Source organism: Pseudonocardia sp. ICBG601 (assembly GCF_020496245.1).
In genome coordinates, this window is the sequence record NZ_JAHLJA010000168.1 from 106,862 (window position 1) to 132,926 (window position 26,065).

General features: G+C 71.7%; 22 protein-coding genes and 2 pseudogenes. 13 read left to right on the plus strand and 11 right to left on the minus strand.

The annotated features are described in order from the left end of the window. Positions 1-14: 14 nt before the first annotated feature. The 5 genes from KPL57_RS56465 to KPL57_RS56485 form a co-directional block, all read right to left on the minus strand. Complete coding sequence (locus KPL57_RS56465; RefSeq protein ID WP_226358408.1) at positions 15-821, minus strand: enoyl-CoA hydratase/isomerase family protein; 807 nt, start codon at positions 819-821, stop codon at positions 15-17. A gap of 97 nt (positions 822-918) precedes the next feature. Continuing rightward, positions 919-2,046 (minus strand): bifunctional 2-methylcitrate synthase/citrate synthase, encoded by a 1,128-nt coding sequence (locus tag KPL57_RS56470; RefSeq protein WP_226358409.1) that lies wholly within the window; start codon positions 2,044-2,046, stop codon positions 919-921. Further along, positions 2,043-2,843, minus strand: a complete 801-nt coding sequence (prpB, locus tag KPL57_RS56475) for a methylisocitrate lyase (RefSeq protein ID WP_308253159.1) — start codon at positions 2,841-2,843, stop codon at positions 2,043-2,045. The genes KPL57_RS56470 and prpB overlap by 4 nt, the downstream gene beginning before the upstream one ends. A gap of 108 nt (positions 2,844-2,951) precedes the next feature. Continuing rightward, positions 2,952-4,463, minus strand: coding sequence for an MmgE/PrpD family protein (locus tag KPL57_RS56480; protein ID WP_226358410.1), 1,512 nt, complete (start codon positions 4,461-4,463; stop codon positions 2,952-2,954). Between the two features lie 404 nt (positions 4,464-4,867). Further along, positions 4,868-5,734: a fumarylacetoacetate hydrolase family protein gene (locus KPL57_RS56485; RefSeq protein WP_075310862.1), complete on the minus strand. Its 867-nt coding sequence runs from the start codon at positions 5,732-5,734 to the stop codon at positions 4,868-4,870. A 197-nt stretch (positions 5,735-5,931) separates the two neighbouring features. Here KPL57_RS56485 and KPL57_RS56490 point away from each other — a divergent pair, with 197 nt between their 5' ends. The 6 genes from KPL57_RS56490 (at position 5,932) to KPL57_RS56515 (ending at position 11,516) form a co-directional block, all read left to right on the plus strand. Beyond that, on the plus strand, positions 5,932-7,563 hold the full coding sequence (locus KPL57_RS56490; protein ID WP_226358441.1) for a bifunctional 3-(3-hydroxy-phenyl)propionate/3-hydroxycinnamic acid hydroxylase: 1,632 nt from the start codon (positions 5,932-5,934) through the stop codon (positions 7,561-7,563). 79 nt (positions 7,564-7,642) lie between these two features. Further along, positions 7,643-8,095 carry a nuclear transport factor 2 family protein gene (locus KPL57_RS56495; protein WP_226358411.1) on the plus strand — a complete coding sequence of 151 codons (453 nt, stop codon included), beginning with the start codon at positions 7,643-7,645 and terminating at the stop codon, positions 8,093-8,095. 65 nt (positions 8,096-8,160) lie between these two features. Next, entirely contained in the window at positions 8,161-8,538 is a 378-nt protein-coding gene (locus KPL57_RS56500) for a cupin domain-containing protein (protein WP_226358412.1), read from the plus strand. A 4-nt stretch (positions 8,539-8,542) separates the two neighbouring features. Then, positions 8,543-9,439, plus strand: coding sequence for a VOC family protein (locus KPL57_RS56505; RefSeq protein ID WP_226358413.1), 897 nt, complete (start codon positions 8,543-8,545; stop codon positions 9,437-9,439). A gap of 58 nt (positions 9,440-9,497) precedes the next feature. Further along, a complete protein-coding gene (locus tag KPL57_RS56510) occupies positions 9,498-10,211 on the plus strand; it encodes a GntR family transcriptional regulator (protein ID WP_226358414.1) in 714 nt (237 codons plus the stop codon). An 18-nt stretch (positions 10,212-10,229) separates the two neighbouring features. Further along, positions 10,230-11,516: a cytochrome P450 gene (locus KPL57_RS56515; RefSeq protein WP_226358415.1), complete on the plus strand. Its 1,287-nt coding sequence runs from the start codon at positions 10,230-10,232 to the stop codon at positions 11,514-11,516. On the opposite strand, the gene KPL57_RS71075 is transcribed toward KPL57_RS56515, so the two are convergent. The 6 genes and pseudogenes from KPL57_RS71075 to KPL57_RS56540 form a co-directional block, all read right to left on the minus strand. After that, positions 11,470-12,588: an aromatic ring-hydroxylating dioxygenase subunit alpha gene (locus KPL57_RS71075; protein ID WP_226358416.1), complete on the minus strand. Its 1,119-nt coding sequence runs from the start codon at positions 12,586-12,588 to the stop codon at positions 11,470-11,472. The two genes, KPL57_RS56515 and KPL57_RS71075, sit on opposite strands and share 47 nt — an antisense overlap. A 1-nt stretch (position 12,589) precedes the next feature. After that, positions 12,590-13,969, minus strand: a complete 1,380-nt coding sequence (locus tag KPL57_RS56525; RefSeq protein ID WP_226358417.1) for an MFS transporter — start codon at positions 13,967-13,969, stop codon at positions 12,590-12,592. Between the two features lie 210 nt (positions 13,970-14,179). After that, a complete protein-coding gene (locus tag KPL57_RS68370; RefSeq protein ID WP_264199828.1) occupies positions 14,180-14,866 on the minus strand; it encodes an FAD-dependent monooxygenase in 687 nt (228 codons plus the stop codon). A 79-nt stretch (positions 14,867-14,945) separates the two neighbouring features. After that, positions 14,946-15,818, minus strand: a pseudogene (locus KPL57_RS73215) (FAD-dependent monooxygenase); the annotation flags it as partial. Beyond that, the gene (locus KPL57_RS56535) at positions 15,779-16,933 is read right to left on the minus strand and encodes a hypothetical protein (protein WP_226358418.1); all 1,155 of its coding nucleotides are present in this window, start codon (positions 16,931-16,933) and stop codon (positions 15,779-15,781) included. The gene KPL57_RS56535 and the pseudogene KPL57_RS73215, both read right to left, overlap by 40 nt. A gap of 17 nt (positions 16,934-16,950) precedes the next feature. Continuing rightward, the gene (locus tag KPL57_RS56540) at positions 16,951-17,460 is read right to left on the minus strand and encodes a VOC family protein (protein ID WP_226358419.1); all 510 of its coding nucleotides are present in this window, start codon (positions 17,458-17,460) and stop codon (positions 16,951-16,953) included. A gap of 123 nt (positions 17,461-17,583) precedes the next feature. On the opposite strand from KPL57_RS56540, the gene KPL57_RS56545 reads away from it, so the two are divergent. From KPL57_RS56545 to KPL57_RS71080, 7 genes and pseudogenes are all read left to right on the plus strand, one after another. Then, positions 17,584-18,213 carry an IclR family transcriptional regulator gene (locus tag KPL57_RS56545; protein WP_226358420.1) on the plus strand — a complete coding sequence of 210 codons (630 nt, stop codon included), beginning with the start codon at positions 17,584-17,586 and terminating at the stop codon, positions 18,211-18,213. Positions 18,214-18,417: 204 nt separating this feature from the next. Beyond that, positions 18,418-19,347, plus strand: coding sequence for a MarR family winged helix-turn-helix transcriptional regulator (locus KPL57_RS56550; RefSeq protein WP_226358421.1), 930 nt, complete (start codon positions 18,418-18,420; stop codon positions 19,345-19,347). A 102-nt stretch (positions 19,348-19,449) separates the two neighbouring features. After that, positions 19,450-20,330: pseudogene (locus KPL57_RS56555) on the plus strand (Rieske 2Fe-2S domain-containing protein). A 348-nt stretch (positions 20,331-20,678) separates the two neighbouring features. Continuing rightward, complete coding sequence (locus tag KPL57_RS56560) at positions 20,679-22,022, plus strand: MFS transporter (RefSeq protein ID WP_226358422.1); 1,344 nt, start codon at positions 20,679-20,681, stop codon at positions 22,020-22,022. Beyond that, on the plus strand, positions 22,019-23,068 hold the full coding sequence (locus KPL57_RS56565) for a cupin domain-containing protein (protein ID WP_226358423.1): 1,050 nt from the start codon (positions 22,019-22,021) through the stop codon (positions 23,066-23,068). The genes KPL57_RS56560 and KPL57_RS56565 overlap by 4 nt, the downstream gene beginning before the upstream one ends. Beyond that, the gene (locus tag KPL57_RS56570) at positions 23,065-24,300 is read left to right on the plus strand and encodes an FAD-dependent monooxygenase (protein ID WP_226358424.1); all 1,236 of its coding nucleotides are present in this window, start codon (positions 23,065-23,067) and stop codon (positions 24,298-24,300) included. Before KPL57_RS56565 ends, KPL57_RS56570 begins: the two co-directional genes overlap by 4 nt. Positions 24,301-24,337: 37 nt before the next feature. After that, positions 24,338-26,029, plus strand: coding sequence for a fumarylacetoacetate hydrolase family protein (locus KPL57_RS71080; RefSeq protein ID WP_308253160.1), 1,692 nt, complete (start codon positions 24,338-24,340; stop codon positions 26,027-26,029). Positions 26,030-26,065 lie beyond the last annotated feature (36 nt).

The following is a 26,065-nucleotide window of genomic DNA, read 5'->3' on the forward strand; positions in this document are numbered from 1 at the left end:
CGGAGCACGAGCTGTCAGTGCCGGCCGTAGGCCGGCCGGGTCCGATCGAGGATGCTGCGCACTGCCTCGACGTGGTCGCGGGTGCGGACCAGGTCGGCGAACCGTTCCGCCTGCACGGCCCGACCGCCGGCCGCGTCGAGCTGATGTGCCCGGTTGGCGGCGGCCTTCGTCGCCTCGACCGACAGCGGCGACCGCCCCACGATCCGGTGCGCCCGTTCCAGGGCGGCATCGACCACCGCGTCGGTCGGCACGACGGCGCTCGCCAGGCCGGTCCGCAGGGCCGTAGCCGCGTCACACCGGTCACCGGTGAGCAGCATGTCCTTGGCCGGGCCGAGCCCGAGCAGCCGCGGCAGCCGCCAGGCGCTCATGATCAGGCCGACGTTGACCCCGGCAGCCACGAAGAAGCCGTCCTCGGCGGCGACCCGCAGGTCGCAGGCCAGGGCGAGTTCGAGCCCGGCGCCGACGGCGCCTCCGGCGACCGCGGCGACCACCGGGACGCGGAGCTCCTCGACCCGGTCGGTGAGCTCGACGATCTCGGTCAGGAAGGCCGCGGCGTCGCCGTCGTCGCGGGCGTGCTGCTCCTCGACGAGATGGCCACCGGCGCTGAAGTGTCCGACGCCGGTGAGGACGGCGGCGCGGAACCGGGTGTCACGGTCCACCTCGTCGAGGGCGTGGCGCAGTGCCGCACGCACGGGGCGGGACAGCGCGTTGGCGGGCGGGGCGTCCAGCGTGAGGACGGCGACGTGCTGCCCGTCGCGGCTCAGCCGGACGCCGGCGGTGCCGGACGGCCTGCCGGAGCTCGCCACCACGGTCGCGGTCATGGATACCTCCGGATGTGGGCGGGCGGCCCGCCCGTGATCGACGGGCGGGCCGCCCGCGGGAGAACCGGCGGTCGGCCGGTGGGCGAGGCCGGAACGGTCAGCGTCCGGCCGGGACCTCACGGCGGGCCGAGCCCTCGTAGGCCGCGAGCGGCCGGATGAGGGAGTTCGCCGCGAGCTGCTCGGCGATGTGGGCCGTCCAACCGGTGATCCGCGCCATCACGAACAGCGGGGTGAACATCGGGATGTCGAAGCCCATGAGGTGGTAGAGCGGGCCCGCCGGGTAGTCGAGGTTGGGGTGCAGCCCCTTCGCCCGGTGCATCGCCTCGGCCAGCGCGGTGTGGGTGGCCAGCAGCTCGTGGGCCCCGCGCAGCTCCACGATCCGTTCGAGCGCGGCCTGCAGGGTCGGGACCCGGGAGTCGCCGCGCTTGTAGACGCGGTGCCCGAATCCCATGATCTTCTTCTTGTGCGCGAGCGCGTCGGCGAGCCACGCATCGGCGGCGTCGGGCCCGTCGATCTCGGCGAGCATGTGCATGACGGCCTCGTTGGCCCCGCCGTGCAGCGGCCCCTTCAACGCGCCGATCCCCGCGACGACGGCGCTGTAGAGGTCCGACAGGGTCGAGGTCACGACCCGGGCGGTGAAGGTCGAGGCGTTGAAGCTGTGCTCGGCGTAGAGGATCATCGAGACCTCGAACGCACGCACCACCTCGGGCTCGGGCACCGCGCCGAAGGTCATGTGGAAGAAGTTCGCCGCGTAGCCCAGGTCCGGGTCGGGCGCGATCGGGTCGAGCCCCCGTCGGCGGCGCTGGTCGATCGCCACGACGGTCGGCAGCGCGGCGAGCAGCCGCAGCGACTTCTGCGTGTCGGCGGCCGGGTCGTCCTCCTGGGCGTCCTCGGAGCCGAGCCAGCTCACGGCGGTGCGCAGGGTGTCCATCGGGTGGCAGGTGGTGGGCGTGCCGAGCAGCAGAGCCTGCAGGCTGCGGTCGATCGGGCGGAGCGCGCGTTCCTGTGCCTCCAGCCGGGCCAGGGCGTCGGCGGCGGGCAGCTCGCCGTGCCAGAGCAGGTGCGCGACCTGGAGGAAGCCGGAGTGCGCGCACAGGTCCTGCACCGGGTAGCCGCGGTACAGCAGGGAGTTGGTGTCGGCGTCGACCTTGGAGATGGCCGTGGTGTCGGCGACCACTCCGGCCAGCCCCTTGTGGATCTGCGGGGGTGCGTCGGCCACGGTCATGAGGGGTCCTCCTCGTCGAGATAGCCGGCGAGCCCGGCGTCGAAGGCGCCGTACTCGTCGTAGTGCAGGAGTTCGTAGAGCCGGGCGCGGTTCTGCATCCGGTCGACCACTCCGGCCTGGGTGCCGGTGCGGCGGATCTCGGCGAGCCCGGCCTCCGCGGCACCCATGGCGAGCCGGAGCAGGGTCACCGGGTAGATGACGACGTTGACGCCGAGCTTCTCGAGGGTGTCCGCGGTCAGCAGGGGGCTCTTCCCGAACTCGGTCATGTTCGCCAGCAGCGGGACGTCGAGGGCGTCGCGGAACGCGGCGTACTCGTCCTCCCCGGTCAGCGCCTCCGCGAAGATCATGTCGGCACCGGCGGCCACGTAGGCGCGGGCGCGGTCGATCGCGGCGTCCAGCCCGTCGACGGCGCGGGCGTCGGTCCGGGCGCACAGCACGAACGCGTCGTCGCGGCGCCCGCGCACCGCCGCCCGCACGCGGGTGCACATGTCCTCGGTCGGCACCAGCGCCTTGCCTGCCAGGTGCCCGCAGCGCTTCGGGTCGACCTGGTCCTCCAGGTGGCACCCGGCCAGCCCGGCGTCCTCGAAGGTCTGGACCGTGCGGGCCACGTTCGCCGGACCGCCCCACCCGGTGTCGGCATCGACCAGGACGGGCAGGTCGGTCTGCCGGGCGATCGTCGCGGCGCGGGCCGCGACCTCGGTGGAGGTCGTGAGCCCGACGTCGGGCAGCCCCAGCTCCGCGGAGAGGACGGCACCGGAGACGTACACGCCGTCGAATCCCTGCTCGGCGATCAGCATCGCCGACAGCGCGTCGAACGCGCCGGGGAACTGGCAGCAGCCGGCCGCTCGCCAGCGCCTCGCGGAACGCCACCCTGCGCGCGTGGGGGGTGCTGGTCGCGCCGAGCATCAGAACACCCCGCGACCCGGTGCGGTCGCGAGCGACGCCGGGACGATCGTCAGCTCGCCCAGCTCGGCGGCGCTCAGCTCGGGCAGACGCAGGGCGTGGTCGAGGAACCGGTCCTGTTCGACGCGGTCGACGACGTCGCGCGCCAGGTCGCGGAACTTGCCGACGTACTCGTCACGACCGAACGGGCGGGCGCCGAACGGGTGCGCGTCGGCGACGGCGATCTCGTCGACCAGGGCCGTGCCGTCGGTGAAGGTGACCTCGACCCGACCACCGAACGCCTTCTCCGCGGGGTCGTGGGAGTGGTAGCGGCGCGTCCACTCCGGGTCCTCGACGGTGGAGATCGCGTGCCACAGCTGGACGAGCTCCGCGTCGGCCGCGCGGTGCGGCGGGTAGGAGCGCTCGTGGTGGAAGCCGCCGTCGAGCAGCGCGACGGCGACGATGTAGGGGATCGAGTGGTCCAGGGTCTCCCGCGACGCCGTCGGGTCGTACTTCTGCGGGTCCCCGGACCCGGACCCGATCACGTAGTGGGTGTGGTGGCTGGTGTGGATGACGATGCTGCGCACCCGCTCCGCGCCGCCCGCCTCCCGGATCCGGGGGCCGAGCCGGCGCGCGAGGTCGATCAGCGCCTGGCTCTGGTACTCCGCGGAGTGCTCCTTGGTGTAGGTCTGCAGGATCGCGCGGGGTGCCTCCCCGCGCTCCGGCAGCGGAACGGTGTACGCGGCGTCCGGGCCGTCGAGCAGCCAGGCGATGACACCGTCCTCACCCTCGTAGATCGGCGACGGCGCGCCCTCGCCGAGCATCGCGCGGTCGGCGGCCTCGATCGCGACCTTCCCCGCGAACGCGGGGGCGAACGCCTTCCACGACGAGATCTCGCCCTTGCGCGACTGCCGGGTCGCGGTCGTCGTGTGCAGGGCCTGCTGCACGGCCTGGTAGGTGACCTCGGCCGGCAGGTCCAGCAGGGCACCGATCCCGGCGGCGACCGACGGACCGAGGTGCGCGACGTGGTCGATCTTGTGCTGGTGCAGGCAGATCCCGGTGACCAGCGCGACCTGGACCTCGTAGGCGACCGCGATCGCCCGGGTCAGCGCGGCGCCGTCCGCACCCGTGTGCTGGGCGACCGCGAGCAGCGGCGGGATGTTGTCGCCGGGATGGGAGTAGTCCGCCGCCAGGAACGTGTCGTGGAAGTCCAGCTCCCGCACCGCGACACCGTTGGCCCACGCCGCCCACTCCGGCGACACCCGCTCACGGGTGCCGAACACGACCGCCCCGGCCCGGTCCTGCGGGGCCGCGTGGCGCAGCGCCTGCGCCCGTGCGGCCACGACCGGACGACGGTTCACCGACGCCGTCGCCACACCCGCGTTGTCGACCACCCGGTTCACGACCATGTCGGCCACCTCGGCCGGCGGTGGTACCTGGTCGGCGGCCACCTCGGCGATCTTCCAGGCCAGCTGGTCGGCGCGGGCGAGGTTCTCCTCGCTGCGGTACACGCGCACCTTGTGCTCGACGGTCATACGTTCTCCTCCATCATGAACAGGCACGACGTCGAGGCATGGCGACGGAATCCGCGGCCGACTCTCCGGCCACGCATCCCTGCCTCGACTATTCGTCGCACTGGCACCGGTGGGGAGAACTGCGGTTCCCCGTGTTCGATGCACATGCCGTCACAACGGTGACGAGCACGCGAGACCGCCCTGATCCGCTGGCCCGAGCGGGTCGGGCCGGAGTCCCGACCGGCCGCGCCTGGCGACGGTTCCGATACTCGCGCACGGACCGAGAGCAACTCCAGACTGCGATGGATGCAAATTCGTGCGCAGATCCGGCCCGTTCTTGTGAATGGTGCGAACCACCGATTCGCGGTCGGGGTTCCACCCCGACCGCGATGCCGGTCAGCGCACCTGCCGTGGCCGTCCGGGACTCAGCCCGCCACCACCGGGTTCACGAGCCGGCCGATCCCGGTGATCTCGACCTCGACGAGGTCCCCGTCGGTCAGGAAGACCGGCGGGTCCCGGAACAGGCCGACGCCGCCCGGCGTGCCGGTGACGATGACGTCCCCGGGAGCCAGCACGGTGAACGTGGTGATATAGGCGATCAGCTCCGGAATGCCGAAGATCAGCTGGCTGATCGAGGCCTCCTGGCGCAGCTCGCCGTTGACCCGGGTCCGCAACGTGGCGGCGGAGATGTCGTCGATCTCGTCCGCCGTGACCAGCCAGGGGCCGAAGCCACCGGTGGCCCGGAAGTTCTTGCCGGGAAGGAACTGGCTGGTGTGGCGCTGCCAGTCGCGGACGCTGAGATCGTCGTAGCAGGAGTAGCCGGCCACCACCTGCGCGGCGTCGGCCTCGGGCACGTGGTCCGCTCGCGCACCGATCACGACGGCGAGCTCACCCTCGTAGTCGAACCGGCTCGTCTCCGCCGGTCGTACGGCGGGCTGGTCGTGTCCGATCTGCGTGTCGGGGAAGCGGGAGAACAACGTGGGGTAGGCGTTGTCCGGACGCCGGGTCTCGTCCAGGTGCGACCGGTAGTTGACCCCGGCACAGATGATCTTCGAAGGATCCGGGACGGGCGGCAGCAACCTGACCGACCCGATCGGCAGGTCGGCGGCACGCCCCTGGGTGGCAGCAGCCAGCTCCGGGAGCGCTCCCGCCGCCAGGACCTCGCGCACGGACCGGAACCGCCCGTCCGTCGCGGTGACTCCGTCGACCACGCCGTCGACCGCGCCGTCGGTCACGACCCGGCCGAACCGTGGCTCGTCCGAGCCCTCCGACATGTAGGACACCAACCGCACGTGAGCTCCTTCCGCGTCCTCGGCCACGGGCCGGAACCGGATGCTGGTCTGCCGGCCACTCCGCTGTGGCGGCCCCACCGTACAAGAGTCGATTCTCTTGGCAAGACTCATTTCTACACTTGACGATTCGACTCCTGAGTGGCTTCATGGGGCGGCCCGGCCACCGTCGGATCGGGCGGAGGAGGGATCGCGTGTCGATGACGCCGCCGGACCGAGAGGTCGACGTCCTGGTCGTCGGTGCCGGCCCGACCGGCCTGACCCTCGCCGCGCTGCTCGCCGCGGACGGCACCCGGGTCCACGTCGTCGACGCTGCCACCGACCCCGTCGACGAGCCCCGGGCGATCGCGTTGGCGGACGAGTCGTTGCGCACCGCGCACGCCCTCGGACTCGTCGACGACCTCCGGCCGGACCTCGTGTGGGTGTCCGGTTCGCGCTACTACGGCGCGCGCGGTCAGCTGCTGGTCCGCACCCAGCCCGCCGTGATGCGTCAGGGCTTCCCGGTCAAGACGCTGTTCGACCAGCCCGGATACGTCCGGGTCTACCGCAAGGCGGTCGAGGACGCCCCGACGGCGTCACTCGAGTACGGCTGTGCGGCGACCGCGCTGACCCAGGACGCGGACGGCGTGGACGTGACCCTCGACGGCCCGTCGGGGCTCCGGACCCTGCGCGCCCGGTACGTCGTCGGGTGCGACGGCGGGAAGAGCCTGGTGCGCGCCTCGCTCGGCGTCCGGATGACCGGGTCGAGCCAGAAGCACCCCTGGATCGTCCTGGACCTCGTCGACGACCCCCGGGACCACGGCGACACCGAGTTCCACTGCGATCCGCGTCGTCCACACGTCGTCGTCCCCGGCAGCGGCGGACGCTGCCGGTACGAGTTCATGCTCCTGCCGGGCGAGCGCGCCGAGGAGGTCCTGCGGCCGGAGTTCGTCGCCGAGCTGGTGGCGCCGTTCCGCACGGTGCGGCCCGACCAGGTGCAGCGCGCGGCGGTGTACGTCGCCCGCCAGCTCGTCGCCGAGCGCTGGCGGGTCGGCCGCGTCTTCCTCGCGGGCGACGCGGCGCACCTCATGCCGCCGTTCGCCGGTCAGGGCCTCAACACCGGCATCCGGGACGTCCGCAATCTGAGCTGGAAGCTCTCCGCCGTGGTGGCGGGCCGGGCCACGGACGGGGTGCTGGACAGCTACGAGACCGAACGGCGGCCGCACGCGACCGCGATGGTCCGCTTCTCGCACCGCCTCGGCGCGCTCGTGATGACCGGTCGGCCCCGCCGCGCCACGGTGCGAGACCTCCTCCTGCGCGCGCTGCGGCTGGTCCCGCCAGTGCACCGCCACGTCACCGAACTGCGGTTCGTGCCTCGCCCGGACATGTCCCGGGGTGTGGCCGTGCCCGCCGTCGGGCCCGCCGAGGGCTCGCTCGTCGGTTCGCCCCTGCCGCAGGGCCCGGTCATCGACGAGGCGGGCGCCATCGGTCTGCTCGACGATGCGCTGGGCGCCGGCTGGGCGCTGGTCGTCCTGACCGACGCCCAGTCGGCCGCGGTCCCCGATCCCGTGCACCGGCTCGCCGCCCGCATCGAGGCCGCGGTCGTGGTCGTGTTGCCACGCGGGCGGATCCCGCGCCGGCGGCCCGACGGCACCGTCGTGGCGGAACAACAGCCTGCCCTGCACCTCGACCCCGCTCCGGGCGGAACAACCAGGTACCTGCTCGTGCGCCCGGACCGCTACGTCGCCGCCGACTTCACCGCAGCCGACACCCCGGCGGTCGCCGACGCCCTCGCCCGCTACTACCCCACGCCCGCGACACAGGCGGTCGACGATCGGACGGTGGTCGCGTGAAGGCGGCGTCGGCGCATCGGCGCACGGAGAGCGGCAGACACCTCGGCACGATCGTCCTCGCGGCGGAAGGAGCACGCACATGACCGTGACCAACGAGCCGAACCGGGTGACCGCGGAGGTCAGGGCCGGGATCGAGGAGCTCGTCGCCGAGCACGCCTGGGTCCTCGACCACGGCGATCCCCGGCTTCTCCCCGAGCTCTACACCGACGAGGGCCAGCTGCTCGGCCTCGGTGACCCCCTGGTCGGACGGGCCGCCCTGCAGCGCTGGGCCGACCGGCGCGCGACCCTCACCGAACGGACCTCCCGGCACGTGCACACCAACCTCCGGCTGCGGTCCGGCGAGGACGGCACCGTCGGCCGCACCCTGATGACGCTGCTCTACCGCCACGACGGCGAGGGCACGGGCCCGAGCTGGCCGATGCTCGTGCTCGACTACACCGACGTCTACGCCCGGGAGGGCGATCGGTGGCTGTTCGCGTCCCGCTCGATCGAACGGGTCTTCACCGACCCGGACCGCGAGGCGGCCCGATGACCACGGAGCACACGCCGGGTGCCGGTCCCCTGCCCGGGCGGCCGAAGGCCTATCGGTTCGATCAGATGCCCGTGGAGCTGCTCACGCCGGGGCTCTCCCGCTCGGGGATCCGCAGCGACGGATCGCTGGTGACGATCAACTGGTTCGAGCCCGGGTTCCGCAGCTCCGGCCAGCACTCGCACCCGTTCGACCAACTCAGCTTCGTGCTCAGCGGCACGCTGGAGTTCTTCGTCGGGGACGAGGTCTACGTCCTGGAGGCGCCCGCGGTGCTGCACATTCCCGGCGACGTCCCGCACGGCGCCCAACCCGTCGGCGACGAGCGGGTCCTCAACATCGACATCTTCGCGCCCGTCCGCGACGACTACCGCGCCCTCACCGCCTACCAGGACGCCGAGCACGCCGACCGGTCACCGTCCCTGCAGCCCCGACAGAACAAGGAGTAGCACCGTGCACCAGGACCTACAGCTGGGCTACCTCGTGCTCGAGGTGTCCGACCTCGACGCCTGGTCGGAGTTCACGACGAGGACCCTCGGCATGTCCGTCGACGGCGCTCCCTCCGAGGACGCCCTGCGGGTGCGGATGGACGAGCTCCAGCAGCGCTTCCTCGTCCGGCGGGGACCCGCCGACGACGACGTCGCCGTCGGGCTGACGGCCCTCAACGGCCAGGTGCTGCAGCAGATCCTCGACCGGGTGACGGCCGCCGGTGTGCCCGTGCGCGAGTGCGACGAACAGGAGGCGCGAGACCGGCGGGTCAAGAGGCTGTACACCTTCACCGCGCCGGGCGGGATCACCGTCGAGCTCGTGAGCGCGCCGTACCACTCCCGGGAGCCCCTGGCGGCCCCGCTGGTGCCCGGTGGGTTCCTCACCGGGGCGCAGGGGCTGGGGCACGCGGTCTTCATGGTCGACGATCTGGACGAGGCGCTGAGGTTCTGGACGGGGGTGCTGCCGTTCCGCGTGTCCGACACGTCGGGGCAGGAGACCCCCAACGGCGTCTCCCACGCCGCGTTCCTGCACTGCAACCGGCGACACCACAGCATCGCGCTCGTGCAGCGCCCTGCCCGCACCACCTATCCGAAGAAGCTGCTGCACTTCATGGTCCAGGCCAACTCCCTCGACGCCGTGGGCATGGCGTTCGACCGCGCGATCGACGCGGACCTGACGATCAACCGGAGCCTCGGGCGCCATCCCAACGATCGGATGTTCTCCTTCTACGCGACGACTCCGAGCGGATTCGACTACGAGTTCGGGTGGGGCGCCGTCGAGGTCGGCGAGGACTGGGCGGAGGATCACTACGACCACATCAGCGCCTGGGGTCACCGTCCGTTGCCCCGGCCGGTCCGATGATCCGCTCGGCGCGACGCCGCGGTCCGCGGCGGCCGGACGGACGAGGGGCTCCCTGACGATGGCCCGTCGAGGAGGGGCCGAGACCCTCGGCCTGGACGTCTACCAACGCCTCCGCCGAGCCGTGCTCGACGGCAGGCTGCCGCCCGGGCACCGGCTCAAGCCCGCGGAGCTGCGGCAGGAGTTCGACGTCAGTGTGGGGGTCGTGCGGGAAGCGCTGACCCGGCTGACCGAGCAGCGTCTGGTGACCAGCTCGCACAACCAGGGTTTCCGGGTCGTGTCCCTGTCCCGCCGCGAGCTCGGCGACCTCACGGAGCTGCGCGTGGTCAACGAGAGCCTCGCCCTGCGGTTGGCGATCGAGCGCGGCGACCTCCGGTGGGAGTCCGAGGTGCTCGCCGCCCACCACCGCCTCACCCGCACCCCGCGCCGCGCGCCCGACAACCCCGATCTGATGACCGACGACTGGTCCGCGGCCCACCGGGCCTTCCACCACACACTCATCGCCGGGAGCGGGTTCCCCCTGCTCACCGACTTCTGCGAGCAGCTGTCGGACACGATGGAGCTGTACCGCCGCTGGAGCGCGCCGGCGTCGGGCGGGAAGCGGGACGTCGACGAGGAACACCGGCGCATCGTCGACGCGGCTCTCGCCCGGGACGTGCCGGCAGCGCTGGAGGCGCTCCGCGCCCACTACGAGACGACGACGGCCATCGTCCTGGCCAGCGGGTTGACCCCCGACCAGGGCCACGCCGCGGAGACCCACGCCCACGAACTCTGAGTACCGACGAGGACATCCATGTCGACGCTGCCAGGACTGTCCGACGACGAGCTGGACCACCACGATCCAGCGTTCGTCGCCGACCCGTGGCCCACCTACCAGCACCTGCGCCGCGACCGGCCGGTCAGCCACAGCAACCGCTACGGCGGCTTCTGGCTGATCACCCGCTACGACGACGTCGTCGCCGCTGCCGCCGACTGGTCGAGGTTCACCTCCGCCGTCCCCGGCACCCTGCTCATCCCGTCGGGCATGCAGCGGTCGTTCGCGTTCCTCCCGCTCGAGTACGACCCGCCCGAGCACACCGTCTACCGGCAGCTCGTCGCTCCCGTGTTCTCCCCACGCCGCGTCAACGCCCTGACCGGCGAGATCCGCAGCCTGGCCGAGCAGCTGCTCGACCCCCTGCTGGCCGCAGGCGGCGGAGATCTCGCCACCGCCTTCGCCGCGCCGCTGACCAGCGGCGCACTGGCCCTGTTCATCGGTCTGCCGGACGAGGACAAGTCGCTCTGGGTCGACCTGGTGCGCCGCTCGTTCGAAGGCAGCGTGCGCGACCACGAGGACGCCGCCCGCGCCGACGCCGAGTTCCGCGACTACATCGACGGGCTGATCGCCGCCCGGCGGGAGAACCGTTCCGACGACCTCATCAGCCTCCTGCTGGACAGCGAGGTCGAGGGCCACACGCTCACCGAGGACCAGATCCGCGGCTTCACCATGCTGGTGCTCGTCGCCGGACACGAGACCACGGCCGCCGCCCTGTCCTACGCCCTCTGGCACCTCGCCCGGTACCCCGCCGACCTCGAACGCCTCCGGGAGGATCGCGCGCTGATCCCGTCGGCCGTGGAGGAGTTCCTGCGGCTCTCCTCCCCCGTCAGCATCTTCGCGCGCAACGCGGCGTCGGACACGGAGTTCCAGGGCTGCCCGATGTCCGCCGGAGAGATCGTCGGCCTGTCCTTCTCCTCGGCGAACCGCGACGAGGAGCACTTCGACGCCCCGGAGACCTGCCGGCTCGACCGCCGCCCCAACCGGCACCTGGCCTTCGGCTCCGGCATCCACTTCTGCCTCGGGGCCCAGATGGCCCGTCGAGAGCTGTCGGTCGCCCTCGATGTCGTGTTGGACAGCGGGAGGTCGCTCGCGCTGGACGGGGAGGCGTGCCGGAAGGGGCGGGGCGGGGCGATGCCCTCGCCCTGGCCAACCTGCCGATCCGCTTCCGGTAGGTCGTCTGCCGGGCGGCCGACCCGCCGCCCGGCAGACGCGGCCGATGTCAGACCACCGACCCCCGCCCCTCCGCACGGAGGCGAGACGCCGTAGCGGCGCGGCGCGCGGCCGCGTCCACCGTGTGGTGCTCGGGGGCGGCGGAGTCCTCCCGTTCGGCGGCAACCATCTCCTCGATGATGCGGCGGGCGCGGAGCGGGCCGGCGTCGACCTTGATGTTCAGCTCGAGCGGGTACGACGGTTCCCAGGCGGCGATGATGTGCTCGATCGCCTCGCAGGCGGCGATGTCCTGCTCGAACACCTGGCTGACGGCCGCCACCGCGAAGTCGGTCACCCCTGGATCGTCCACGGCGAAGTTGCGGGCCACGCCCCAGAAGTAGTGCGTCGTCGTCCGGGTCTCGGGCGTGATGGCGTGCATGACCATCTGTCGGAAGGCGGGGACGTCGTCCCCGGACCCGGCGGGCCGGATGTGGGTCTGGGAGATGTGGAAGGCGGGAGCGAAGTACTCCGCGACCTGTCCGCGGTCGATGGCGCCGTCCACCTTCATGATCTTCTGGAAGAAGGGCGGACACGACACGTCGGTCATCGTCCGGTGGACCCGGACGACGCGCTCGTCGTAGCTGGTGTGCACGGGTGCCTCGGCCACCTCGGGCGAGCCGATGGACTCCGGGTGCAGGAACGTGAGGTGGGACAGGTCGAGCAGGTTCTCGTTGAGCAGCTGAGCCCGCCCGTCCATGTGCAGGGTGCCCTCGGCGGTCGCCCAGCCCTCCGACCGGAACCAGTGGTGATCAGGCACGAGGGTGGGATCGGCGAGCTCCGGGTCGCCCATCCAGATCCAGACCAGCCCGTACTCCTCGTAGAGCGGGAAGGCCTGCACCCGTACCCGGGACGAGATGCGGGAGGAGCCGGGGATGCGCACGCAGGAGCCGTCGGTGTCGAACGTCAGCCCGTGGTAGCCGCACTCGATCCGGTCGCCCTGCAGCCTCCCGAGCGACAGCGGCAGCTGCCGGTGGATGCAGCGATCGACGAGTGCCACGGGCCGCCCGTCCTCGCGCCGGTAGAGCGCGACGGGGTCGCCCAGGAGCCAGCGCGACAGCACGGAGCGGGTCACCTCGCTGCTGCGTGCAGCCACGTACCAGGCGTTGCGAGGAAATCGGTCGGGATACACGTCATCGTTCCTTCGCTGGGCGTGTGGTGGTCGGGTCGAGGTGGAGCGGGTCCGGCGAGGGGCTGCCGGGTCGGGACGCGGCGGGCAGGAAGAGCACGGCCACGAGGCTCACGAGGGCGGTGGCCATCGCATAGAGAGCGACCGATGTCGAGCTCGCCGTGGCGCTGTACAGGGCGGTCGCGACGATCGGGGCCAGTCCGCCGCCGAGGACGGATCCGGCCTGGTACGCGATGGACGATCCGCTGTAGCGCACGGCGACGGGGAACATCTCGGCGATGAGCGCGGCCTGCGGTCCGGCCATCGCCGCGATGGCGACAGCGGCGACGACGAACGCGACGGCCATCCCCGCGGTGTGGGTGCTGTCCACCAGCAGAAAGAAGGGGATGGCCCAGACGGCGGCCAGCGACGCCCCGATCACGAACACCCGCCTGCGGCCGATCCGGTCGGCGAGCAGCGCGCTCCCCGCGATCCCGACGAGCCAGACGACGGCGGCGGCGAGGGTCAGCCAGAGCATCGTGCTCCGCGGCAGCGCCAGCGCCGTCGTGCCGTAGGCGAGCATGTAGACCAGGACCAGGTAGCCGAGCGCGGTGGCCGCGACCGTGGCTCCGGTGCCGACCAGGAGCTCACGCGGATGCCGCACGACGACCTGCACCAGGGGCCTGCGGTTCTGCCTCCCACGGGAGGCCGCGGCCTCGGCGAAGAGGGGGCTCTCGTGGATGGAGAGCCGAACCAGCAGGCCGATGAGGATGAGCACGGCACTGAGCAGGAACGGGATGCGCCAGCCCCAGGAGGCGAACACTTCGGTGCTCAGGGTCGCGTTGAGGACCAGGAAGGCGACGCTCGACAGGATGATCCCGGCAGGGACCCCCATCTGCGGGAAGCTGCCATAGAAGGCCCGCCTGCGGGGCGGGGCGTGTTCGACCGCCATGAGGACGGCGCCGCCCCATTCCGCGCCGACGCCCAGACCCTGAACGAGCCGCAGGACGACCAGGCCGATCGGCGCCCAGATCCCGATCTGCTCGTAGGTGGGGAGCAGCCCGATGAGCACGGTTGCGGCACCCATGGCGAGCAGTGAGGCCACGAGGACCGACTTGCGCCCCTTGCGGTCGCCGAGGTGGCCTGCGATCAGTCCGCCCAACGGGCGGGCGACGAAGCCGACGGCGAAGGTGCTGAAGGCGGCGAGGGTGCCCGCGGTGGCCGAGAGCGAGGGGAAGAACTGAGGGCCGAAGACGAGTGCCGCGGCCGCGCCGTAGATGAAGAAGTCGTACCACTCGACGGTGGTGCCGAGGAAGCTCGCGGCGAGGACCCTGCGCTGCTCGGCGGGGGTCGAGGCGTGGACGTGGGCCGGGTGGGTGGGTCGTTGTTCGGGCGTCGTGGTCATCGTTGTCCTGACGTCGTTGTCACAGGTGGTGGTCAAGAAGGCAGGCGCGCGTCGTCGATCCGTCGTTGGAGCAGGGCGGGGTCGCCGATGTCGGCGGCGAGCAGCAGAACCAGCCGGGCCAGGTACTCCGGGGTGTCGGCACTCCCGGTCTGCTCGAGGGTGCGCGTGAGCGCGAGAGGTAGACCGTGTCCAGGTCCTCGGCCGACATGGTCATGGCGACTCCGGGGAGGTGAGGCGGGCGAGGGCGGTCTCGAGTTCGGTCCGGCACGGACGGGCCCAGGCGCCCGCGACGTGTCCGTCCGGGCGGACGAGGACGACATCGCCGGGCCGCGCCCGCCAGCGCCGGTGGGCGCGGCCGGCGGTGTCCACGAACGGCTCTCCGGGGACAGCCCCTGCCGCCCCCTCCTCCAGGACGGTGAGCACGTCGAGGTCGTGCTGTGCGGGGACGACCGGGGGTCGACTGCCGAAGCAGACCAACGCCGCGGCGCGTCCGAGATGGCGGCTCAGGTGCGTCGACGCACCGTCGGCGGCCGTCACGAGCGCGTCGGGGAAGACGTCACCGATGGTGGGTCCGGTGGCGGGCGCACCGGCCCGGGACATCGAGTGCAGGTCGGAGTCCGGGTAGCCCACCGTGCCCGTCTGTCGGGGGTTGATGACGGCGCGCAGGTGCGTGTGGCCGTCGGCGACCAGACCGAGCAGGGCCCGCCGGAGGAGATGGTGGGCCGGCGTGGGCGGGGCCATGAACAGCGTGGACCGGGTCGCGAGGGCGAGATTGCTGCGTGCGGCGGCGAGGCGCTCGGTCGAGTACGTCTCCAGCAGGTCCGCACCGGCCCGGCCGTCGAGGACGGCCGCGAGCTTCCACGCGAGGTTGTTCGCGTCCTCCACGGCCGAGTTCATGCCACGGATCCCGAAGATGGGGATGAGGTGGGGCGGCGTCGCCCGCGAGGAGCACCCGGCCGTAACGGTAGCGCGGGGCGGTGAGAGCTCGGGCTTGGTACGTCGAGGCCCAGACCACCTCGAACGGCCCGGTCTCGCCGATGTGATCGAGGTGCTCGCGGACCCTGCTGACGACGTCGGCGACGAGCTGGTCGGGGTCGGCGGCCGGGTCGCCGTCGATCTGGTAGTCCAGGCGCCAGACGTCCCCGGGTTGGCGGTGCATGAGGACGGTGGAGCCGGGATTGGAGGGCGGGTCGAACCAGGCCCGGCGCTCGGCGGGGTGGTCGCTGCGCAGGCGGACGTCGACGATCACGTAGCGGGTGTTCCAGCTCTGCCCCTCCAGCCGGACATCGAGCAGCTCCCGGACGGTGCTGCGGGCGCCGTCGCACGCCACGACCCAGCCCGCCCTCGAAGCCACAGGCCCGGCGGCCGTCCGGATCTCCACCCGGACGTCGTCGGCGGTGGGACTGATCGCGGTGACCCGGGTCCCCCAGCGGATCCGGACGAGATCGGGCACGGTCTTGTGGATCTGATCGAGCAGGATCCGGGTGACGTCCTCCTGGGAGAGGTTGAGCATGGCGGGGAAGGCCTCGTCGGGCTCGTCCGGCATCGCCAGCCGGAACACCTCGGTATCACGGTAGAAGCTGCGGGACCCGACCCAGGGCACGCCCTTCTCCTGGCAGGTGTCCGCCACACCGAGGGTGTCGAAGATCTGGAGAGTCCGCCGTGACAGTCCCAGCGCGCGACTTCCCACGGCGACGTCGTCGGCAGCGTCCAGCACCTCGCTGCTGATCCCGCGCTGGGCCAGGCCGAGCGCGGTGACCAGTCCCGTGGGTCCGGCGCCCACGATCACGACGTCGGACACGGTGCTCGTCACCCGGTCTCCCGCGCCCACCGGACGATGTGCTCGCACATCTCGCGGGCGAGCTCGGGCTGACCGCGGAAGTAGTGGTCGGCGCCCTTGATCACGATGAGCTCGCGCCGGTCGTGGGTGATCGCGTCGAACATCGCCGAGGCGTGTGAGGGGAAGGCCGCGGTGTCCGCCGAGCCGTGGACGACCTGCACCGGTACCGAGACGTGGGGCAGTTCGGCCGGGGCGTTGGCGCGGCTGTCGTCGACGCTCCACTGGCTCAGCCAGGCACGCAGGATCGTCAGGTGGCCGAGCGTCGCCGGTTGGTAGTTCGCCACCCACGGGTGCCCCCACAACGTCGTCGCCTGGCGGTCCGACGGGTCCAGGGTCAGGTCCAGGAACCGGGGGTCGGCCGCCGTGCCGTGCACGACGAAGGGCAGGTTGTCGATCCGCGTGCCCTCCGGTGTGGCCGGAGACTCGGTGCGCAGCCACTCCAGCTGCTCCCGGACCCAGCCGGTGATCCGGCGGTTGCGGGCGAGCTGGGCCGCGCGGTACCGCGCCACGAACTCCGACGAGTAGGCGGGCCCGTTCCTCGGGTCGAACATGTCGAGTTCGGGGTCGCGGTCGAACGGACGGGCCTCGTCGACGACGGCGGGGTCCAGGTACTCGGTGAAGACCGTGGCCCGGCCGGGGTGTGCCATGGCCATGACGAGTGCGTCGGCCGGCGGAAGGTCCGCGGCGGTGAGGTCGGGTGGGTCCCCGGCCGGGGTCTCGGTGATCGTGGGGCGTTCGGCCTGGCTCTGGTAGAGCGCGGCCAGCCCGCCGCCGCCGGAGTTCCCGACCAGCACGACCCGGCGGTAACCGAGTTCGCGCAGGTGCCGGATGGCGGCGCCGATGTCGACCACGCAGTCCTCCATGGTCAACGACGTGTCGTTGCCGATGAAGCGCGTGGTCAGGCCGACGGCGTCGACACCGAGCTCGGCGAGCGGTCGCAGGGCGTAGTGGCCCAGGAAGTTGGAGGTGGGGTGCACGATGAGTACGACCACCTCCTGCTGCAGCGGTTCGGCACGCCAGCGGCTGGCCCACAGGGTCTGGCTCAGCCGAGCGACACCCGAGTAGATGTCGACGCGATCCGGCGAAGCGGCGCAGGGGATGGCGAGAGTGTCGCGATCGACCATGTCGGTTCTCCGTCCGTTCAGGCGACGTGGGCCGGCAGGCGCTGGCCCCGCTGGGCGCACCACCGCTGCAGCGACTCCAGTCCTTCCACCCGGTCCGGCTCGCCGAGCTCACGGGTCTGCACGGTCAACTCGATCCGCACGCCGTTCGGGTCGAAGACGTAGAGCGAGAGCCAGGTGCCGTCGTGGTCGACCACGCCGACCGGCTCGACCTCGTGACGCAGGAGGTGCTCTCGCCACTCGTGCAGTTCCTCGACCGAGGACACGTCGAGCGCGAGGTGCCGGATCCACGTGGGCACCCCGTCGGGCTGAGGGGCGGGAAGACCGTCCACCTCGAAGAACGCCACGCAGCCGCCGTCGGAGAGGCCGTAGAAGGTGTGCAGGAACGGCGTGGGGTCCCCGGTCGAGGGCACCTGGTCGAGCTGGATCGCAGCGACGAAGGGGCACCGGAGCACCTCCGTGTAGAAGCGGTAGGTCGCTGCCGAGTCCCACGTGGGGTAGGCGATGTGGTTCAACGAGATCGGGTGCACGTCACTTCCAGGCTTGACACATAATCGGACACTGTGACACATTGCTGAGCACACGACTGTGCGGCAGTCGGCACCGTTCGTCAAGGACTCGAGCCGGACTGCAGCACTCGAGCAGGAGCAGTGATGAGCGAATCGGGCTCGACCAACAACGACCGAGCGAAGACCCTGGACCGAGGGATTCGCGTGCTGAAGCTGCTCGCGGGCGCCGACGAGGGACTCTCCGTCGCCGCCATCGCGACGGAGCTCGGCCTGCATCGCCAGGTCGTGTACCGCCTGCTCGGCACCCTCGAGGAACACCGACTGGCGGAGAAGGCGAACACGGGGCGCTACCGGCTGGGATTCGGCACCGTCGCCCTCGCCAGCGCATGGATGCCACACCTCGAGGAATCGTTGCGCCCATTGCTGCGCGAATTGGCCGAGGCCTGCTCGGCGACGGCGTTCCTGATGGTCGAGGAGGCGGACGACGCCGTGGCGCTGCTGGTCGTCGAGCCGGTCAACACCCAGTTCCACCTCTCGTTCCGTGCGGGCAGCCGGCACGCGCTCACTCGCGGAGCCGGCGGTGTCGCGATCCTCGCCGGACACCCGGAGTCCCCGGACGACTCGTCAGAGGTCCGGGCTGCGCGCGCAGCCGGGGTGGCGATCAGCAAGGAGCAGGTCACCCGGGGACTCTCGGCGTCGCGGCCCCGGTCCACCTGCATCCCGGGCCACGTCGGCCGCGAGCATCGGCGTGATCGCGGTACTCGGTGGCGCTGACGTCGATCGCCTTGCCCACGAGGTCCGAGCCACGGCCCGACGTGCACACAGCGCGTGAGCCGACGGCGCACGTCACGACCGCGCAGGCGAACCCACCACCTGCGGACCCGCTCCACCAGGCCACCCGGCTGCGCCATGAGCGCAGGCGGGCCCAGGAGAGGCGCGTCGGACCAGCGCGTCCGTCCCGGGTGTCACACTGTCCACATGAGTGCGAGCAGTGGCGCGCCCGGCAGCCCACCCACGCTCGATCTCGCCCGCACCCCGGGGCACCTCATCCGCAGGGCGCAGCGTGAGCACAATCTGCTCTGGGTCGAACACGTCGGTCCCGAACCGACCGGACCGCAGTTCGCCGTCCTGTCCGGCACGGCGCGGCGCCCCGGTCTCGACCAGAAGACCCTCGGGCAGCTGGCCTCGCTGGACAAGTCCACCACCACCGACATCGTGCGCCGCCTGGTGCGACGGGGATGGCTGACCGCGGGCCCCGATCCCGACGACCGCCGCCGCAAGGTGCTGCACCTGAGTCCACCCGCACAGGTGGCGTTGGCCTCTCTGACCACCGCGGCCGCGCGGGTACAGCGCGACCTGCTGGCGCCCCTGAGCGCCGACCGCCGCCGCGAGCTGGTGACCGACCTGGCCCTCCTGGCCTACGAGGGCGACCCACCGCCGCGGGTCGAGGACGACGTCGCCGCCGGGCTGGATCTGGCGACCACCCCGGGACACCTGATCCGCCGTGCCCAGCAGGCCTACGTCGCGCGATGGACCCACACGTTCGGCGGCAGTCTCACCGGTCCTCAGTACGCCTTGCTCTGCGCCCTGGCCCACCACGAACCGGCCGACCAGTCCACGCTCGGCGAGGCCGCGGCACTCGACCGCACCTCGACCACGGAGATCGTCGAGCGACTGACCGCAGCCCGACTGGTCACCGCTGCGACCGACGTCCACGACCGGCGCCGCAAGGCCCTGCGGTTGTCACCGGCCGGGCGACGCGAGCTCCCCGACATCACGCGTCGTGCCGCCGACGTTCAGGCAGCTCTGTTCGACCTCCTCCCCGTGTCGTCCCGCGGACGCCTGCTCGACAACCTCGGCGCCGTCGCCTACAGGCGAGAGCCCTCGGGCCCCCCTTCCGCCGCCTGACCCCTCGAGCCCCGTTGACGACGCACCTCGACTGCCCTACCGTCCTCGATTAGGACGTACACGGAACATTTCGGCGACGCGGCCGAAGAATCGAGGCCCTCCATGTATCCCGACGAGTTCCCCCGCAACGCCTGGTACGTGGCAGCCCGTAGTGCCGAGATCGAGCAGGGCCGGATGCTGCCCCGGTTCCTGCTCGGTGACCCGGTCCTGCTGTATCGCACCCAGGACGGAACCCCCGTCGCGATGGTCGACCGCTGCGTGCACCGGCAGATGCCGCTGTCGCTGGGTCGCCTGCGTGGCGACAACGTGGAGTGCGGCTACCACGGCCTGACCTACACCCCGACCGGCGCCTGCGTGCGGATCCCCGGCTCCACCCGAATCTCGGACAAGGTCCGGGTGCAGACCTTCCCCCTCGTCGAGGGCGACGGGCTGGTCTGGATCTGGATGGGCGACCCCGACCAGGCACGACCAGCGCAGATCCCCGACCACCACTGGTACACCGCCGACGGGTGGAGCACCGCAGCCGGAACCCTGCACATGGATGCCCGGGCGCAGCTGCTCAACGAGAACCTGCTCGACCTGTCGCACCTGAGCTTCCTGCACCCGGAGTCCATCGGCTCCCCGAGATCGCCGAACTGCCGATCACGACCACGTGGGACGACCACACCGTCACCGTGCGCCGCGAGATGGCCGGGGTCTCCTGCCCGCCGTTCTTCACCCGCATGACCGGCATCGACTCCCTGATCGACCGCCAGCAGATCGCCGAGTTCTTCGCCCCCGCCTTCCACATCACCACCACCACGGTGAAGCCCTCCGGAGACCCGGGCGACTCCCGGATGTGCCGGCAGAAGACCATGCACGCCATCACGCCCGAGACCCGCACCACGACCCACTACTTCTGGTCGGTCAGCCGCGACTACGCCGTCGGCGACGACTCGGTCACCGACTACACCCTCTCGGCCGTCGCTGGGGTCTTCGAGTAGGACATCGCCGCCTGCGAAGCGATCGAGCACATCATCGCCGCCTGGGAGCCGTCCTACCCGCTCGAGCTGAACATCAAGGTCGACGCCGGCCCGCTCCAGTCCCGCCGCATTCTGGAGAAGCTGCTCGCCGCCGAAGGCGCCGCCGCGGGCGCCCGTCCGCAGGACCGGTTCACCGACACCGCCACCCGCGCCGCCGCCCGGGCCTGGACCGAGCGCGCCACGATCCTGTCGGGCTGAGCCGCACCCGCACGCACCTCGCCGTCTGCCCACGCACCACCTCACGCGCTCGACTCCACGCTTCGGCCGCACGCTGGCCATCTTTTACTACGTACACGGAAGGATTGAGCAGTGGCGCTCACGCCCACCGAGACCCGCGCAACCCGCGCACGACGGGTCGCCCGAGCGAGCTTCATCGGAACCGCGATCGAGTGGTACGACTTCTTCATCTACGCCACGGCGGCCGCGCTGGTCCTGGGCCCGCAGTTCTTCCCGTCGGCCTCCCCGCTGGCGGCAACCCTCGCCGCCTACTCGACGCTGGCGGTGGGGTTCATCGCGCGTCCGGTCGGCGGCATCATCATCGGGCACTTCGGCGACCGCGTCGGACGCAAGCAGCTGCTGGTGTTCTCGCTGGTGCTGATGGGCGGCGCCACATTCCTCATCGGCGTCCTGCCGACCTACGCCACGATCGGCATCTGGGCGCCGATCCTGCTGGTCGTGCTGCGTTTCGCCCAGGGCGTGGGCGTCGGCGGCGAGTGGGGCGGCGCGGTGCTCATGGCCGTCGAGCACGCACCCCCCGGCAAGCGGACCCTCTACGGCTCGTTCCCGCAGATGGGCCTGCCGGCCGGGATCATCGCCGCGAACATCGTGTTCCTGCTGCTCAGCCTGGCGATCTCGCCGGAGGCGTTCCTGGCGTGGGGGTGGCGCATCCCGTTCCTGATCTCCGCGGCCCTGGTCATGGTCGGGCTGCTCATCCGGCTGCGGATCAGCGAGTCGCCGGAGTTCGAGGCCGTGCGCACCCGCGGCGAGGTCGCCCGTCGACCGGTCGTCGAGGTGCTGCGCGACCACCCCCGCCGGCTGCTGCTGACCAGCGGCGCGAGTATCGCCGCGCCCGCGCTGGGCTATCTGGTGCTGGTCTATCTCCTCGGTTACGGCACGAGCACCCTGGAGCTGTCGCAGCCCACGATGCTGACGCTGATCGTCATCGGGAGCACGAGCTGGATGGCCGTGATCTGGGCGTCCGCGGTCCTCGCCGACCGGGTCGGCCGCAAGCCGGTCTTCCTCGTGGGTGACGCGCTGGCCACGGTCTGGGCGGTCCCGTTCTTCCTGCTGATCGACACCGCACAGCCCGTGCTGATGGCGGACGGCATCGTCGTGGCCACCTCGTCCATCGCTGCGATGGCCGGACCGCAGGCCGCGTTGATCGCCGACGTGTTCCCGGCCCGGGTGCGCTATAGCGGAACCTCGACGGCGTACCAGGTCGGCAGTGTGCTCGGCGGCGCGATCGCTCCACTGGCCGCGACGGCGCTGTTCGCCACCTACGACTCCTCCCTGCCCATCGCCGTCTACATGGCCGCCATGGGGCTCGTCACCCTGCTCTCGATGGCAGCGCTCGCCGTTCCCACCACACCGGAGTTCACCACCGCCCCCGAGTCCACCGAGGCTCCGAACACGACCCCGGAGGTCGCCACATGAGCACCCGCCGGTTCTCCCACTCCGACCCCGAGCTCGACGAGCTCTACAGCGATCTGAGCACCGAACACCTCCAGCCGCTGTGGGAGCTCAAGGGCCTGCTCACCCCGACACCGACCGTGGCGTCGGTCCCCCACCGGTGGTCGGCCGCGCAGCTCCGCAGCCTCGGCGAGCGCTCCGGCCGGCTGGTCGGGATCGACCGCGGCGGGGACCGGCGTGTGCTGGCCTGTGCCAATCCCGGGCTCGGCGGGGCACCCTACGCGGTCAGCTCGCTGTGGGCGGCGGTGCAGTACCTGGGTCCACGCGAGGTCGCCCCGGCGCATCGGCACACCCCTGCAGCCTTGCGGTTCATCCTGGAGGGCTCCGGTGTGTGGACCCTCGTGGACGGGGATCCGCTGGCGATGTCGGCCGGAGACCTCGTGCTGACACCGAGCTGGACCTTCCACGAACATCACAATCCCAGCGACGAGCCGATGCTGTGGATGGACGTCCTGGACCTGCCGATGGTCGCTGCGCTGGAGGCGGTGTTCTTCGAGGAAGGTCCCTCGGAAGACGTCGAACGCCTCACCGATCCCGTGTCGCGGTCGGAACGTTCCTACGGCGCGCCCGGTCTGCTTCCACCGCCGGCAGAGCGCACGACCCCCACCAGACACTCACCGCTTCTGGCCTACCGGTGGGCCGACACCGACCGCGCGCTGGCACGACGGCTCGACGTCACCGGTGCAGGGGCGGCCACGATGACCTACGTCGACCCCACCACCGGCCGTGACGTCATGCCCACCATGCGCTGCGAGGCCCACTGCGTCGTCGAGGGGGCTTCCTCACCGAGGATCCGCCAGACGGGCTCCCGGGTGCTGACCGTGTTCCACGGCAGCGGTGTCGCCGAGGTCGGTGAGCAGCGCTTCGACCTCGGCCCCGGGGACATCCTGGCCATCCCGTCCTGGGTGCCCTGGAGCCTGCACGCCCACGAGCGCATCGACGCGTTCTCCACCAGCGACGCTCCCGTGCTCCATGCACTCGGGCTCTACCGCGAACAGGAGCAGCCATGACTGCGATCGGACCGTCCACCACGTCGCCGCAGCCCCCGAAGGAGGTCGACACGCTCGTGGTCGGTGGCGGCATCGGCGGCCTCGCCACCGCGCTCGCGATCGCCCGCGGCGGTCGAGCGGTCCACCTGCTCGAGCAGGCTTCCGAGTTCGCCGAGGTGGGGGCCGGCCTGCAGCTCGGGGCGAACGCCACCCGCGTGATGCACCGGCTCGGGGTCCTCGACGCCGTCGAGGCGGTCGCGGTACACCCCGAACGCGCCGTGATGCGCGATGCCGTGACCGGCGAACGGCTCACCGGGCTGACCCTGGGAGAGACCTACAGGTCCCGCTACGGCTTCCCCTACCTGGTCATGCACCGCAGTGACCTGCTGCAGATCCTGCTCGACGCCTGCCGCGCCGAACCCCGGGTCACGCTGGAGAACGATCGGACCGTCCGCGACGCCGTCCCCGGCGACGACGACGTGCTGGTCACGTGCGAGGACTCGAGCAGCTACCGCGCCCGCGCGGTGCTCGCGGCCGACGGTCTGCACTCGCGGCTACGTCGTCTGTTCGTCGACGACGAACCGGTCTGTTCCGGGTACGTGGCCTACCGCGGGACCATGCCCATCGGCGACGTCGCCACCGACGTCGACGCCAACGACATCGTGCTCTGGGTGGGGCCGCGGCTGCACCTCATGCAGTACCCGGTCCGCGCCGGCGCCCTCTACAACCAGGTCGCGGTCTTCCACAGCGACAGCTTCGCCGCGGGAGTCCCCGACACCGAGTGGGGCACCCCCCAGGAGCTCGACGCGGCGTACGAGGACACCACGGACGCGGTGCGGCTCAGCGCCGCCTCGGTCTCGCGAGCCCGACACTGGCCGCTGTTCGACCGCGAACCGCTCGACCACATCGCCGCCGGGCGGATCGCACTCCTCGGCGACGCCGCACACCCGATGCTGCAGGTGCTGGGTCAGGGCGCTTGCCAGGCGTTGGAGGACGCCGACACCGTGGCCGCCTGCCTGAGCGAACACTCCGACGACGTGGAGAAGGCCCTGGCCGCCTACGAACAGAAGCGGTTGGCCCGGGTGACCACCTGCCAGCGTCGGGCCCGCCCGTGGGCAGACATGTGGCACCTCACCGACCCGGTCGCGCTCTCCCTGCGCAACCGCGTCCTGCGCGACCGCGCCGACGACGACTACCGCGACGTCGACTGGCTCTACCTCGAACAGCCCGCCCCCGGACTCGTCCCGTCCTGACCCGCCCACCCGTCTCCCTCCCGATCGGAGAGCCTCCGTGAAGCTCTGCTCCGTACTCGACGCCACCGGCACGACCCGCCTCGGGCTGGCCCACCAGGGCGTCACCCTCGACGTCACCGACCAGGTCCCCGCAGGGCCCGGCAGTCCGCTGCGGCGGCTCCTCGACGCCGGGACCGACCCGGCCTCGCTGCGCCCCAGCGGTCCGGAGCTGGACCCCACCCGGCTGCTCGCCCCCGTGCCGGACCCGAGCAAGATCGTTGCTGCGCCGGTCAACTACGTCGACCACCAGGTCGAGATGAGCCAGGCCTCCCACATCGACTCCCTCGGGGTCTTCCTCAAGGCGCCGAGCTCCCTGATCGGCCACGACGGCCTGATCGAGCTGCCCTACCACGACCGCCGCTTCGACCAGGAGGGCGAGCTCGCGGTGGTCATCGGACGCCGGGCCTCGCACGTCCCGGTCGACGACGTGGGTGACCACATCGCCGGATACACCTGCCTGCTGGACATGACCATGCGCGGTGGGGAGGACCGTTCGGTGCGCAAGAGCTTCGACACGTTCACACCGTGCGGGCCGTACCTCGTCACGCCCGACGACCCCGCAACGAGGAGACATGCGCGAGCCCCTCGATCCGGGAGCCCGCGGGACCCGCTGCTCCGACGGCAGGCCAGGCGCCGCCGGATCGGTCCCGCTCGGCCGCGGCGCCGAGGTGGGCGCTGCCCGCCATCCCCCCACTCGACCGCGAACGGAGGCCCCGTAGTGGCACCCCCCGGTGAGCACACCACCCTGACCCTGGAGGTCACCGCACGCGACGAGGGCGCACACGGCGTCGCCGTCCTGACCCTGCAACGCCCCGACCGTTCGGACCTGCCCTCCTGGGAGGCCGGCGCCCACATCGACCTGCTGCTGCAGCCGGATCTGATCCGTCAGTACTCACTGTGCGGGCCGGTCCGACAGACCGACCGGTGGCGGATCGCGGTGCTTCTCGATCCCGACGGGCGCGGCGGCTCCCGGTTCGTCCACGACGAACTGAAGCCGGGCAGCAAGGTCGAGGTCCGCGGCCCTCGCAACAACTTCGCCCTCCTGCCCGCCCCGCGCTACATCTTCATCGCCGGCGGGATCGGCATCACCCCGATCCTGCCGATGGTGGCCGCAGCCCGGGCCGCTGACGCGGCCGTCGAGTTGCACTACGGCGGACGGTCGCGCGCCTCGATGGCGTTCCTGCACGAACTCCGGGAACGCACCGGGGTTTCGGTCGCGCTGCATCCTCAGGACGAGGTCGGTCCGATCGATCTGACAGCGATCCTCGGCACTCCGAGGACCGACACGCTCGTCTACGCCTGCGGGCCCGCGCCCCTGCTCGCTGCGGTGGAAGCCCGCTGCGCGGCGTGGCCCGCCGGCGTCCTGCACGTCGAACGGTTCGCTCCGAAGCACGTCGTCGACCCGGCCGGGTCCGGACCGGGCGAGTCCTTCGAGGTGGAGCTGGCAACCAGCGGCATCACCCTCACCGTCCCGCCCGACCGGTCCGTCCTCGACGTCGTCGAGCTGGCAGGAGTCCAGGTCATGTACTCCTGTCGCGAGGGAACGTGCGGCACCTGCGAGACACCGGTCCTTGCCGGCGAGGTCGACCACCGGGACTCCCTCCTGTCGCCGGAGGAGCAGGAGGCCAACGACGTCATGTTCCCCTGCGTCTCACGATCCGCGTGCCGCCGCCTGGTCCTCGACCTCTGAACAGTGCTCGTCACCGTCGACGCACGGGTGGCGAGA

Coding starts and splice junctions, on each gene's coding strand:
- KPL57_RS56465 (WP_226358408.1), bottom strand. CDS start 821: ATGACCGCGACCGTGGTGGCGAGCTCCGGCAGGCCGTCCGGCACCGCC.
- KPL57_RS56470 (WP_226358409.1), bottom strand. CDS start 2,046: ATGACCGTGGCCGACGCACCCCCGCAGATCCACAAGGGGCTGGCCGGA.
- prpB (WP_308253159.1), bottom strand. CDS start 2,843: ATGCTGATCGCCGAGCAGGGATTCGACGGCGTGTACGTCTCCGGTGCC.
- KPL57_RS56480 (WP_226358410.1), bottom strand. CDS start 4,463: ATGACCGTCGAGCACAAGGTGCGCGTGTACCGCAGCGAGGAGAACCTC.
- KPL57_RS56490 (WP_226358441.1), top strand. CDS start 5,932: ATGACGCCGCCGGACCGAGAGGTCGACGTCCTGGTCGTCGGTGCCGGC.
- KPL57_RS56495 (WP_226358411.1), top strand. CDS start 7,643: ATGACCGTGACCAACGAGCCGAACCGGGTGACCGCGGAGGTCAGGGCC.
- KPL57_RS56500 (WP_226358412.1), top strand. CDS start 8,161: ATGCCCGTGGAGCTGCTCACGCCGGGGCTCTCCCGCTCGGGGATCCGC.
- KPL57_RS56510 (WP_226358414.1), top strand. CDS start 9,498: ATGGCCCGTCGAGGAGGGGCCGAGACCCTCGGCCTGGACGTCTACCAA.
- KPL57_RS56515 (WP_226358415.1), top strand. CDS start 10,230: ATGTCGACGCTGCCAGGACTGTCCGACGACGAGCTGGACCACCACGAT.
- KPL57_RS56525 (WP_226358417.1), bottom strand. CDS start 13,969: ATGACCACGACGCCCGAACAACGACCCACCCACCCGGCCCACGTCCAC.
- KPL57_RS68370 (WP_264199828.1), bottom strand. CDS start 14,866: ATGAACTCGGCCGTGGAGGACGCGAACAACCTCGCGTGGAAGCTCGCG.
- KPL57_RS56535 (WP_226358418.1), bottom strand. CDS start 16,933: ATGGTCGATCGCGACACTCTCGCCATCCCCTGCGCCGCTTCGCCGGAT.
- KPL57_RS56545 (WP_226358420.1), top strand. CDS start 17,584: ATGAGCGAATCGGGCTCGACCAACAACGACCGAGCGAAGACCCTGGAC.
- KPL57_RS56550 (WP_226358421.1), top strand. CDS start 18,418: ATGAGTGCGAGCAGTGGCGCGCCCGGCAGCCCACCCACGCTCGATCTC.
- KPL57_RS56565 (WP_226358423.1), top strand. CDS start 22,019: ATGAGCACCCGCCGGTTCTCCCACTCCGACCCCGAGCTCGACGAGCTC.
- KPL57_RS56570 (WP_226358424.1), top strand. CDS start 23,065: ATGACTGCGATCGGACCGTCCACCACGTCGCCGCAGCCCCCGAAGGAG.